Here is an 11976-nt window from a genome sequence, read left to right on the forward strand (position 1 = left end):
CGGCCTGCCAGATGTCGTGCAGATGGCCTTTGGCCTTGGCTTGCACGGATTTCGGAATCGCGTTCAGCACGTTCATGGTCTTGTGGACCCAGCAGCGCTGTTCCCGCGTCGTCGCGAACACCTCGCGCAGCGCGGTCCAGAACCCCAGAGCACCGTCGCCTGTGGCCAGCTTGGGGTCCTGCTTCAGGCCCCGGCGCTTGAGATCCAGCAGCAGCTCGCGCCAGCTTTGGGTGCTCTCGCGGAAGCCGTCGGTCATGGCCAACAGCTCCTTGCGGCCATACTCATCGGCACCCACAACCACCAGAACACATTGTTTTTCCTCAGCCATCCGTGGTTTGAAGTAGACGCCATCTGCCCAGATGTAGAGAAAGCGCCGGTTGCCGAGGTCGCGCTTCTGCCAAGCCTCGTAGTCCTTCCACCAGTCTGCCTTCAGCCGCGTGACGGTCTTGGCAGACAGGCCCTTGGCAGTCGGGCCCAGCAGGGCCTCCAGCGCCTCGCTGAAATCGCCCGTGGACACGCCCTTGAGGTAAAGCCACGGCAGCAGTTCCTCGACGGATTTCGCTTTGCGCAGATAGCGCGGCAGGATGCTGGGCGTGAACGTGATCTTGTCTTCGGCCGCGCCCCGATCCCGCACGCGCGGCACCTTCACGGGCACCGGACCAATGCCCGTCATTACCTCGCGCTCCGGCAGGTGACCATGACGGACCAGGCGCGCTCGCCCGTCATCAAGCTTTTTCCCGGAAAAGGCGGCCATGAGCGTGGCAAGCTCGGCGTGGATCGCCTGTTCGATCAACTTGCGCGCGCCGTCGCGTATGACGTCGGTGAACGGGTCGGATGAAAAACCCGATGGATCGGGAAGCTGGGTAACGGTAGTCTCTGACATGTGGCATATCCCTTTCTCGGCTGAGAATTGACGGCGTCTGAACACCGCCTTGATATGCCGCCCCTCAGGGCATCACCAACTTTCGCGCGTTTCTCGTGTGCTGTTGATCGAGGTGATTTTGCCTCGATTAGCAGAGGATTTTTCCCATGAATGTTCAGCATTCCACACCGATGGCGCCGCTTCGCGCGCGCATGATTGCGGACATGACTGCGCGCACTCTTGGCCCTGCATCCCAGACCAGCCACCTGCGCGCCTGCAAGCGGTTTGCGGCCTGGCTCGGGCGGTCACCGGAGACGGCGACGCCGGATGATGTGAGAGACTTTCAGCAGCATCTTGTCGAAACGGGCACCAGCATCTGCACGCGCAACCAGACCATGACTGGCGTCAAATTTCTGTTCCGCGTGACGCTTCGGCGGCATGATCTTGTGGCGGAGGTTTTCAGTCTCAGGGAGCCGGTAAAAATACCGCTGGTGCTGAGCCGCGACGAGGTCAAACGCATCCTGCTCATGGCACCGAGCCTGAAGACGCGGGTGATGCTGTCGCTGGCCTATGGCTGCGGCATGCGTGCGGGCGAGGTTGTCCGGCTGCGGGTCGGCGACATTGACGGGGAACAGAAGATCATCCGCATCGTGCAATCCAAGGGTCGCAAGGATCGGAATGTGATGCTGCCCGCTGACATTCTGGGCCTGCTGCGGGACTGGTGGGCGGAACGTCCCACCAGTCAGGACACAAACGGGGCCGGGCCTGAGAGGGTCATTTTCCCCGGCTATTGCGGCAAGCACCTATCTCCCCGTCAGATTTCACGGCTGTTCAAACAAGCAGCGCGGGCGGCAGGCATCACCAAGCCGGTCACGCTGCATACGTTGCGCCATTCCTTTGCGACCCATCTTCTGGAGCGCGGTGTGGACATCCGGGTCATACAGGCGCTGCTCGGGCATACCAAACTGACCACGACGGCGCGCTATGCCAGTGTCGCCACCGGCATGATCTCGGCGGTCGAGAGCCCGCTGGACGATCTGACCTCGGCGAAGCGCAAGAAGGATAGGAAAGGCGCGTCGTAAGCCGCCTTGCCACAGTCACGGCTGGAGGTTGCGGATGTCTTCCGCACCCATGGCGCTGCCTGGCGGGCGGCCAATGCAGACCATGTCAGCCTCGATCAGTTGAAGGTTGTAAGCGCCATCGTGCGCTGCCGCACGGCGGTGCTCGGCGGTCATGTCGCGCGGTGCGAAGACTGCGCGCATGAACACATCTCCTACAACTCCTGCCGCAACAGGCACTGCCCCAAATGCCAGGCGGGTGCGGCAAAGGCTTGGCTGGCGGCACGTGAGGCCGAACTGCTGCCCGTGCGATATTTCCATCTGGTCTTCACGTTGCCAAAGCCGATCGCCGACATCGCCCATCAGAACAAGCGGGAGCTCTACAATTTGCTGATGCGGGCGAGCGCGGACACGGTGATCAAGATCGCCGCCGATCCCAAACACCTTGGCGCGCGCGTCGGCGTCACATCCGTGCTTCACACTTGGGGCTCGGCGATGACGCACCATCCGCATGTCCACATGATCGTGCCGGGAGGCGGCCTGTCTGCGGACGGCACCGGGTGGATCGCCTGCCGCAGGAATTTCTTCCTTTCCGTCCGGGTTCTGTCCTGCCTCTACCGCCGCCTCATCCTGGACGGGCTGGCCCGTCTGCACAAAGTCGGCAAGCTGCACTTCTTCGCCGACCATGCAAGGCTTGTTGATCGTGCGGCCTTCGACGCTTTCCTGCAACCGCTGCGCAGGATCGACTGGGTCGTGTATGCCAAAGAGCCTTTCGCCGGCCCCAGGGCCGTGCTGGCATATCTGTCGCGATACACCCACCGTGTCGCGATCTCCAACAGCCGCCTGATCCGCATGGACGACCAAGGCATCACCTTCCGCGTCAAGGATTACCGCCTCAACGGCCCCGGCCGGCACAAGACCATGACCCTCAGGACCGACGAGTTCATCCGCCGGTTCCTGATCCATGTCCTGCCAAAGGGCCAGCACCGCATCCGCCACTACGGCTTCTTCGGAAATGCCAACCGTGCCGCCAATATCGCCAGGATCAGGGAGCTTCTCGGGGCCGAAACACCCGTTCGTGGTAAGGCTCGCGATGACACGATCGAAGGAAGCGATGCGCACCGCCGCGTCCTCGCATTTCCATGCCCATGTTGCGGCGGACAGTTGATCATCGTCGAGACAATCGCCCCGGAACAACACCCAAGAGCACCGCCAGGAACAGCGAGGGCCGCTGCATGACACGCGCGCCAAAGACCGGAATCTCAATCTCAACCGCTCGCGAAACCGCTTGCGACCAGACTGACATGCGCGCAACCCAGATGGTGGTAGCGCGAAAGGTGTCGATGTCTGCGGGATATAACGCATGTTGATCAAAGCTCGCAAAACCCACGCTGAGTCTGCCTGCAAGCGTAAAGTCGCCCCTACCTTCCCGGCAGGAACCAAGGCGATCAAGCGGTTCAAATCCCCATAGACCCGGTCGGTCCGCCCAATCCCAACCCCGCGATTTCCCGCTTGAGCGCTTCTCGGACGCCAGGCGAAGCCGTCCGTTACTCAAACGTCGCGCGTGGCGTCCGAGAAACCTGCATCGAAGCGGTCCTTCGCTGCACCATGTGCGAACGACCGCTTTCTCACGCACACATGGCAATCTGGGTCAGCGATATGGCGGAAAGGTCAGTTTTGCCTGACGTCTGACACCCCTTCCTTATTCTGCTGCCATGTCGTTCGAAGATGGTTCATTCACGTCGAACTCTAGCTGTAGCGGTTGCCTCGCCGCCTTCTTGGACCGAGCGCGTTTGACGATCGGTTGCCCTGGTGCCGCAGCCGCTCGATTTGTCTCTTGCTTCCGTGCTTCTTTAGCTGCCGGCAACGCCTGCACGTCGTCATTGAGATCGAAGCTGGCTTCGACGGCGCTTTTCAGCTTGGCCAGATCGTCGGTTGTTCGGGTATCCTGCGCGGCGGCGGGCGCTGGCTCTGCCGGCTGAATATCGGCGATGACCTTTGCGGTAGCCGGTTCATCGTCCTGCTGCCGGATGATCGTCTGCCCGTTCTTGTTCTTCTCGATCGGGCGTTCGTCGGTTTCCGGGATCAGACGCCGCTCCTGGGCATTCAACAGGGCCTCGATCTGCTGTTCGTTCCGCAGACGCCGCGCCTTCTCCAATGGTTCGTTGATCTCGTTCCAGTCGGCTGCCGTGTCTTGGGCCAAGATCTTGGTGAAGGTCGGATCCTCGTAGTGCTTGATCGCTTTCACATAGAGCGGCTGCCGCCCCTTCGCGATGATGATGGCAACGTCGTCGGGCAACTGCCGAGCGTCGTTGGGCGTCAGCAGGGGCCGTTCTTCCGTCTTCTCCGTGATCGTCGTCTTCTCGCCAAGGCCGCTGCGCCGGGATTTCGTGATCGTTCGCTTTGTCGTGGTGCCACATGCGTTGGAAAGATCGTCGATGGTGATCTCTTCCGATGGCGTCATGTAGAGCTTCAGGCCCGCACCACCTTGGATCGAGTGTCGCTCTTCCTTGTCGTAGATCGCGTCGAGCTTCGGGATGGTCTGTGTGATGATCGCGATGCGACCGCCGTAGCCGCGGATAAGGGTCATGGCATTCGCGACCTTCGACATTTTCCCGAGAAGGTGGAACTCGTCCAGAATGATCATGAACTCGTGCGGTTCGTCTTTGCCCGGTTGGGCGGCCTGCATTGTTGAAACAAGTTCGTTGAAGAACAGCCGCACCAGGCCAGCCATAGGTTCGAGGTCGCCTTCGCTCACCACGAAGTAGATCGACGTTTTCTCACGGCGCAGATTGGAAAAGGAGAAGTCGCTCGCGGCCGTCATGGCGCAGATGTGCGGGTTTGACCAAAGGTCGAAGCCGGCGTTGTTCATCACCGACATGTATGACGAGAGAGTTTTGGTTTCGAGTTTGGCCAGTGCGCTTAGTTCACGCGCGAGTGCCGGGTGCTTGGCTGTACGTGCGAGGTCGGCGACGTGCTTCTGGATGTTGCCGTTGCCGGATGACAAGACCTTGTAGATGCCGCCCAAGGTGAAGTCGTTCTGCTCGTGGGCAACGCAACCGGCGACTGTGAACAACTGGATCGCCCCCTTCAGCCACTCACCTGCCCCATCGGCCTGTAGGAAGAGCGTAGCGATCTTGCGCAACTCGTAGCTGATCTGGGAATACGACTCCAACTTGCCGATGCGCTCGAGCGGGTTGTAGCGGTGAGAGTTCTCCCCGAACTGCACCGGCGCAAACTTGAAGACCTTGTTCCCCATCTTTGCGCGCCGGCGCGCTGTGGTCGCGTAGTTCTCTCCTTTGACGTCGAGAACGATCGTCGAGCCTTCGAAGGTGAGAAGGTTCGGGTAGACGAACCCGACGCCCTTACCAGCTCCGGTCGGTGCGACGACAAGACAGTTGGTATAGCCGTTGACTTGGGTGGTGACATACTCGCCCCTGCGACCTGGCTTGGTCGTCTTGGCCAGCACGAAGCCCTTGCCGGGTGTCCCCAAGAATTTGCCACGCTTCATCTGGCGACGTGTCTGCCAAGAAGAAGTGCCTTCGTTGGTCAGTTTTTCACTGGCGGAGTGGGCGCCCAGAGCGAACCCAGCCAAGCCCAGAAGCAGAAAGATGAGCCAAAGCTGGGTAAACAGGTTGTCGTTCGACCCTCGGAGGTCGATGAGCGTTTTCGGAAAGTCCAGATACCCCACGCTCCAAGGCAGTTGGTAATTGACCCAGAGCGTTGCGAAGATGTAGGCGATGATCAGGCCGCCGAGGCCGAAGAAAGCCCCGGCTGAAAGTTGTCTCGGCATCGTCTTACCTCTCATGCTCGCGGTCACGGTCTAGACCGAAGTGCTCGGTCAGGTACTGCTGGTGATCCTTGATCGCCTGTTCGGCGTCCCTGTCAAAGTCAGAGCCGTTGGCCCGTTCGTGGTTGGCGACTTCAGACACGAGCTGCCGCGCAAAAACCGGGTCGGTCGTAATGTGCTCGATGGCGTTCAAGTCGCCATTGCGGAACCGCTCGTACTGCGCGTCCGTCGTGTTCTCCTGAACAAGGCGAACGATCTCTTGATGGTCATGCGCGTCGGCTGCAAGTTCGTAGTTGTCGCCGCTCCTCTCGGCCCAACGGTCGAAGGACGCATCTACCCCAAACGCTGTCGGGCGCTCCCGCTCGTCTTGCATCGTTGCATAGAGATCAGCGTAGTGCCGGCTCATGTCGTCCGCGACGTGATGCGGCATCGTCGGATACCGTTCGGTGAAGTCTGCACCAATCGCGTTCAGCATCGTTGCTCGATCCTCGGACGCAAGGTTGCGGTCCTGGATGTACGCCTCGATCTGCTCGGCGGCCCCGCGATCGGCGATGACCATTTGGCCTTCGTCGTCACGTCCGATGGCCGTCTGCATGAGATTGGCTGCTTCGGCGTGGTCGTGCAAGAATTGCTGGTGGTCTGCGTTGTAACGCTCGGTGACGTCATTGACGATGGTCGCACTGTTCTCGGCAATCCACTGATCCGGCGCACCGCCCTCTTTGTAGTGCTGGATGATGTCTTGCACGTCCACCGCCTGCCGGTCGGCAACATAGCTGTAAGTGTCCGGGCGCGGCGGCTCGTAGTGATATTCGTCGTCAAGGTGGGGGACAGTCCGCAGGACGCCGGACGCTACCAGTTCTTCGCGCATGATCTGGTGCGCGTTGGTCAGCTCGTCACGAATAGTCGCCATGTCGGCCGGGTTGGTATGATCCATGCCGTCGCGCTCTGCGAGCCGCTTGGCATCGTCCATCAACCAGCGTTGTTCGAGGTACTGGCTTGTGGCTGGGTTCTCGAGTCGGCTGGTGACGGCCTCCGCGTCCAACCCGTACTCGTTCGCTACGCGCTGGATGGTGGCCTGGGCCTCCGGTCCGCGCAGCTCGGCCGCGTTCTCACCGGGCTTGTGCTGATAGATCGAATTGCTCTGTGCAGGCTGGTGAAGCGCGCGGGCGTAAGAGGCATTTGGGTTGAGCTGGGTGAAATCGGCCATGATCTCGCTCATGCGAAGTTCTGCCGGAACCCGCGCGGCTGGATCCTTGCTCTCCAGCATGGTCTCGGTGCGCCGGATGCTTTCGTTCAGGACCGTGGAATACTCGTCGAAACGGGCGTTCTCTTCTTCGCTAAGTGCCGGCATCTTGTAGTCTCCTGCGTAGGTTTCGATTAGGCTCGCCATATCCGCATAGGCTCGTTCCAGCCTCGGACAGTCCGCGTTGGCGGCGATGACAGCCATAGCTTCATAGCCGATTCTGGAAAAAGAGACCTGCTCCTTGGCATATTGCAGGTCCTGCCCGGTACGTTCGCGCTGCACCGGCGCCCGGCCCTCGCGCTGAGCGACCCGCTGCTCTTCGTAGGACGGCTGGCGCTGAAGAACGCCACGCTCAAACCGCGAAGTGGGATCAAGATAGATGCCTCTCCGCTCGGCATGTGCGGCCATCGCTTCGCGGAAGCCTTCGTAGCTATGCTCCGAGCCGCTGCGCATCTGGAAGAGCTCGTTGTTGTCGGCACGCCGGTTGACGACGATGTGCGCGTGGGGGTGGCTATCGACATCGTCATGGATGGCCGCGATATACTTGAACCGGGCGTCTCCGCTCTCGAACATTTCGGCGCAGACTCCCTTGGTGATCTCCGTCACATCCTCGATGGAGGTGCCGCGCGGGTAGCTTAAGATCATGTGCGAAGTCTGGCCGTTCCTCGTGCCGTTCCACCAGTCCTGGGACCACTCCAACGTCAGGCTGTTCAACTGCTGATTGGTTGCAATCTCCTGCGGCCCGATCCGTCCGCTCGGGTCGATCACCCTCGCCGCTTTGTCGTCCCGGAGAATGTAGTTGAGCTGGCCGCGCAAGCCGCCCCGACTTGTCGTACCGCCCTGCTTTATCAACTTGAAAACAGCGTGCCCGTGCTTCGCGCCGACCCGGCTCATACGGCTCGACGAGTGATGCCGACCGCTGGCGCGCCTGGTCGAAGAACTGCCTGACCGCCCTTTGCGGCCTACGGCGCTGCTGCCGTTCCGCTTCCGCTCGTCATCGAACAAGCGGCCCATCACGCGATCAATGGAGGAATGGCCCCTACTCATCGAAGTCGCCTTCAACGGCGCTCACGGTCTCGCGCAGCCGGTCCGATTTGACCTGCGCGTTGTGGAGCATCGCGCCGATGACACCGCGGATCCGCTGCACTTCGTCGTTGGCTCGCCGTAGTTCCTCGATCTGTGCGGCGGTAGGGTCAGCTCTGCCAGTCTTCCGAACGGATGCGGACAATGCGCGGGCGATCTGGTTGAAGTTGCCGCCTAGCCTCGAAAGGTGCTGGCTTGCTCCCGCGAGTAAAGCCTCTTCTTCCGGGGAGGGCTCGTAGTAGCCGCCGCTTCGACGCACCAGGTCGCGGATCAGGGCTGACCGCGAAGGCGCAACGCCCCGCATCACGAGACCATCCAGCGCCTCGCACTCCCCCTGGGTGACCTTTGCAGTTACCGTCATATACGCGGCCCGGTTCCCCTTTCTCGATCCCTGACCATTGCGAATGCGATGAACCGTCGAAGGCGCGCAGCCGACCTCCTCCGCGATCTTCGCGGCCGAAACGCCCTGCGAGAGCAGGGTCTTTATGCGATCCCGTCGGGTCGAGTTGGTCAACACACGGCTCCAAAATGCAATTTTGGTATACAGCACACATATCCTGCAACTCGGACACTAGACAGAGGGCCCCTCTTTAGCAACGTTCTCCGCGGCCAGCGGAGAAAAAAGGGGCGGGGCAACTCGGTGCGTCTAGTGTCTGGCAATTTCGGCCCGCAGACCGGAGGTCGGAGGGCGTGGTATTGAAAAGCGGTTTGCCCCTGGCGGCCCTCGATACCCCTTGAGAGCGCCAGAGTCGGCCGTACAGCGCGACAAACGCGCGGCCGGTTGTGGAGAGGCCGCTGGCGCCCGAACGAGCCCCTCCGGCGCGATTTTCATTAGCGGCCCCCGCCGATGACGCAACATCCGGCTCATCCCGACGGTCGGTTACGTTCGACCGACGGTCAAGTTAGACAGTCGGATCAGTGCCACTTAACCGACTGTTGCGACTGTGCCACTTGTCGGCTAGGTCGAACCCATCGCACAGCACCCGTTGTTGAATAGCACCCGCAACCGGACATATCGCACGGTAGGTTCAGCGCGATGAGTGCGATAATCGGTAATATTCGATAGGTTGCATGGACCGCGCTTGTTCAACCAGTCGAGCAAGCGCTACTGATATGAGGGGCAGACATGGCGTTCGATGTGATCTCAATGGTGAACGCCAAGGGCGGACCTGGGAAAACGACGGTCGCGCAAATCCTGATTAGCGCGGCCCTCGCATCGAAGCGGCAGGTCGTCTTCTTCGATGGCGATCCTACCGCCAATCTGATGGAGTGGATGGAGGCCGCTATTGAGGCCGGCAACTGGACAGACAACTGCCAAGGGTATCGCGTCACGACCGTCCAAGAGATCATCGACGCCTTGAATGATCTGTTGGACAAAGATTTCGACGGTCTGGTCTTTGTAGACACGCCGGGTGTCGGTGACATCTCGACACTCACCATGATCAGCAACAGCGATTTCGTGGTGATACCGACGAGCCTCGGAACGGCGTCAGTCCGCACCACGCTCGCGACGGCCAAAGCGATCGGGGAATACGTGGACACGTTGCCTGATGATCGTCGGCCGGTCGTCAAGATCGTGCGGAACAACCTGCCTCGCCAAATGACCAAGGCGCATTGGGCAGTTTATGACAAGCTAAGCGACCACCCGTACTGCGCAAAAGCCGGTATCTCTAACCATTCAGTAGTCGAAACATGGGACGCTGAGGGACCACTTTTGACGCGCTACAAGCGCGCCGCTTCGGGCAAGGGCCTTAGCGCCGTGCACTCCAAAAGCGTTCTGAAAGTCCTCGAAGATGGGCTTGGCGTTATCAACGAACTCTTTGAGGAGGCCGATGCAGATGAGTAAGAAGCGATTTTCGATCGAAGATATTGACGAGCCGGACAGCCCCATCTTCAAGAAACTCACCGTGCGCGGCACCGCGGCAACTTCGGCCGCGGCTGAGAACGTCGCCCCCGAAGCAGACAAGAGCCCAATGGAAGCCGGTGTGGAAGCCGAAAAACCGGCTCGACCGGAGCCCAAGGTGAAGCCCAAAGGGCAGGCTGTTAAACAGCCGAAAACAGGTGAGTTTGCGCGATCCTACCTCAAAGCAGGGATCCCTAGAACCTTGTCAACGCGCGTCAGGGACCTCTGCGACCGCGGCGGCTTCACAGAAGAATATGCTCTGACCTGGCTGCTTCCGAAGGCAACACAGGCAATGAGCGACGTCGACGTGAAGGCTATGCCGTCACCGTTGCCCGCGCCGGACATGATGGAACCTACGCAGAGAAAGTGGCTGCAAGTCGATACTGGCGTGCTTGAAGAGTTTCGGGCGACCCACGATCCCCTTGAGGCGTACTCGACCGCAGACTGCTTGCGGCACATCTACATGGCAGCGTTCAGGGCGGCGCTGGATCAACTTGCAGACAAGTTGAACAAGTGACCTGGACCGAATGTCTAGCCTGACTAAGCACAAGGTCGGCTCTGCGACGAACGCGCGGCCGCAGGGCAGGAGTCCGGATGCTCAGCGTCGCCCTTTTTGGGCGATCGCGGCGATCAGGACATCGGTGAAAAGCAGAACAGCGGTTACGGTCATGGGGCCTCCAGCGTTGTGAGGCCGAACTGCTGACGGACTTGGCGGGGGGCTGGGCGATCGTCCGACCATTGCGGGGCTTTCGACTACAAGTCGACGGAAGGGAGGGCGTGAGGCAGGTCCATGCGTTTTCACGATCCGGCCAAAGCAGCTCGCATGGCCAAACGAGAAAAGCCCCGCCACGGGCGGGGCCTCATTTAGAAGGGCGGGGGGGGAGTCAGTCCTTGGTGAGACGCGGCATCACCTCATAGGCGAGGGGAGCATCCGGAGCTGCGCGCTCGCCACTCCACGCGTCAGGGCCCATGACGGCCGCAAACCCGTCGGGCGTGCGGCGGGTCATCTTTTCACCATCCCCTGAGACACTGATCTCCATTTCCGGCGTCAGACGCAGGAACCCCCCGTCCGCTTCCAGCCAACTCGTGTCTCCGTGATGGCCCTCCGGCTCACGTTTGACGGACCCATCGGCCTGCACCGTGATCCAGACGTCGCCGACGAGGACCTTCACCCCGTAGTGGTCGACCTGGATGCCCGACCATCCGATCGCATCAGGGTCTCGACGCACGATGATCCTGTCGGGATGAACCTTTATCTGCACGTCTCCGGCGTCGCCTTCACCGCGCACGACCACGAAGGCTTCCTTCGCCTTGGGGTCGTCGGTGACACCAGCCACGCCGTTCTTTGGGCTCCAGAGGCGGGGATCGTTGCGCTTTCGACCATCCCTGTTCTGGTGAAATGCGATGAGAAGCTGCGCGGACTTCCACGCGGATTTGATGCTCGTGAAAGCGTTCATGGTCAGCCTTTCCGTCGTACCTGGCATTGCCCCGATCCTATCATCAGAGGCGATAAAAAGCCATAAAAATAGGGTTTTGAGGCGATTTCTCGCCCCAAGTTATGCGATCATGTCAGCATCGTTTCGGAAGCGTTCGAGCAACTCGTCGGGCGTTGGATAGACCGCATAGATCGCCCGCTCTTGCACCACATCGCAGTCCCGGCGGCAGATTTCGACGGCCCGCCGATCATGGTCAGGATGTGCAACCACGCCTCCATTGCTATGCTGGAAGGCACACCATTTCGGCAAGCTCTTTGGGTTGGTCGCCGCTTCAATGACCAACTCGGCCGCCACCAGCCTTTGGACCTCTACCGACAAGGCGCTGTCGCGTATCGAGGGATGGCAGTCGCCGTGCACAAGATCAGGCCCGGGTTCGTAGCTGAAGGACATTCCGGGAAACCGCTCTGCCAGAAGACGCGCCGTGATCTGTGCGGATCGGGCGCTCTCGGTATGGCTAACGTGGCGGTGGGGATCGACGGACACGAGGCAGACAGAATAGATCATCACGCTGCCTCCCGTTCGCACTGATCCTCAACCACCG

Annotated in this window: 10 protein-coding genes; 4 read left to right on the top strand and 6 right to left on the bottom strand. The window is 60.7% G+C overall.

All coding sequences use genetic code 11. The annotated features are described in order from the left end of the window. Window positions 1-883: IS256 family transposase (locus tag ACFDS3_RS16680; RefSeq protein WP_375263485.1), on the bottom strand; the 883-nt coding region annotated here is incomplete at its 3' end. Between the two features lie 146 nt (window positions 884-1029). On the opposite strand from ACFDS3_RS16680, the gene ACFDS3_RS16685 reads away from it, so the two are divergent. Together ACFDS3_RS16685 and ACFDS3_RS16690 are read left to right on the top strand one after the other, a co-directional pair. Then, window positions 1030-1944 carry a tyrosine-type recombinase/integrase gene (locus ACFDS3_RS16685; RefSeq protein WP_375263486.1) on the top strand — a complete coding sequence of 305 codons (915 nt, stop codon included), beginning with the start codon at window positions 1030-1032 and terminating at the stop codon, window positions 1942-1944. 6 nt (window positions 1945-1950) lie between these two features. Continuing rightward, entirely contained in the window at window positions 1951-3159 is a 1209-nt protein-coding gene (locus ACFDS3_RS16690) for an IS91 family transposase (RefSeq protein WP_375263487.1), read from the top strand. 463 nt (window positions 3160-3622) lie between these two features. Here ACFDS3_RS16690 and ACFDS3_RS16695 read toward each other — a convergent pair whose 3' ends face one another. From ACFDS3_RS16695 to ACFDS3_RS16705, 3 genes are read right to left on the bottom strand one after another with little or no spacing between them, the layout of a single operon-like run. After that, window positions 3623-5713, bottom strand: a complete 2091-nt coding sequence (locus ACFDS3_RS16695) for a type IV secretory system conjugative DNA transfer family protein (RefSeq protein ID WP_375263488.1) — start codon at window positions 5711-5713, stop codon at window positions 3623-3625. A gap of 4 nt (window positions 5714-5717) precedes the next feature. After that, on the bottom strand, window positions 5718-7967 hold the full coding sequence (locus ACFDS3_RS16700) for a relaxase/mobilization nuclease domain-containing protein (protein WP_375263489.1): 2250 nt from the start codon (window positions 7965-7967) through the stop codon (window positions 5718-5720). Between the two features lie 25 nt (window positions 7968-7992). Beyond that, window positions 7993-8550, bottom strand: a complete 558-nt coding sequence (locus tag ACFDS3_RS16705) for a helix-turn-helix domain-containing protein (protein WP_375263490.1) — start codon at window positions 8548-8550, stop codon at window positions 7993-7995. Between the two features lie 612 nt (window positions 8551-9162). Here ACFDS3_RS16705 and ACFDS3_RS16710 point away from each other — a divergent pair. After that, window positions 9163-9882, top strand: a complete 720-nt coding sequence (locus ACFDS3_RS16710) for a hypothetical protein (RefSeq protein ID WP_375263491.1) — start codon at window positions 9163-9165, stop codon at window positions 9880-9882. Continuing rightward, window positions 9875-10456, top strand: coding sequence for a hypothetical protein (locus tag ACFDS3_RS16715; RefSeq protein WP_375263492.1), 582 nt, complete (start codon window positions 9875-9877; stop codon window positions 10454-10456). The genes ACFDS3_RS16710 and ACFDS3_RS16715 overlap by 8 nt, the downstream gene beginning before the upstream one ends. Window positions 10457-10823: 367 nt before the next feature. Here the strand turns inward: ACFDS3_RS16715 and ACFDS3_RS16720 are convergent, their stop codons facing one another. Both ACFDS3_RS16720 and ACFDS3_RS16725 read right to left on the bottom strand, forming a co-directional pair. Continuing rightward, window positions 10824-11396, bottom strand: coding sequence for a hypothetical protein (locus tag ACFDS3_RS16720; RefSeq protein WP_375263493.1), 573 nt, complete (start codon window positions 11394-11396; stop codon window positions 10824-10826). 99 nt (window positions 11397-11495) lie between these two features. Next, on the bottom strand, window positions 11496-11825 hold the full coding sequence (locus ACFDS3_RS16725) for a hypothetical protein (RefSeq protein ID WP_375263494.1): 330 nt from the start codon (window positions 11823-11825) through the stop codon (window positions 11496-11498). Between the last annotated feature and the right edge of the window lie 151 nt (window positions 11826-11976).

The organism is Palleronia sp., assembly GCF_042089775.1.
Taxonomy (GTDB): domain Bacteria; phylum Pseudomonadota; class Alphaproteobacteria; order Rhodobacterales; family Rhodobacteraceae; genus Palleronia.

Bases quoted from the DNA above. Each gene is read 5' to 3' on its own strand.
- ACFDS3_RS16685 (WP_375263486.1), top strand. From the start codon at position 1,030: ATGAATGTTCAGCATTCCACACCGATGGCGCCGCTTCGCGCGCGCATG.
- ACFDS3_RS16695 (WP_375263488.1), bottom strand. From the start codon at position 5,713: ATGCCGAGACAACTTTCAGCCGGGGCTTTCTTCGGCCTCGGCGGCCTG.
- ACFDS3_RS16700 (WP_375263489.1), bottom strand. From the start codon at position 7,967: ATGGGCCGCTTGTTCGATGACGAGCGGAAGCGGAACGGCAGCAGCGCC.
- ACFDS3_RS16710 (WP_375263491.1), top strand. From the start codon at position 9,163: ATGGCGTTCGATGTGATCTCAATGGTGAACGCCAAGGGCGGACCTGGG.
- ACFDS3_RS16715 (WP_375263492.1), top strand. From the start codon at position 9,875: ATGAGTAAGAAGCGATTTTCGATCGAAGATATTGACGAGCCGGACAGC.
- ACFDS3_RS16720 (WP_375263493.1), bottom strand. From the start codon at position 11,396: ATGAACGCTTTCACGAGCATCAAATCCGCGTGGAAGTCCGCGCAGCTT.
- ACFDS3_RS16725 (WP_375263494.1), bottom strand. From the start codon at position 11,825: ATGTCCTTCAGCTACGAACCCGGGCCTGATCTTGTGCACGGCGACTGC.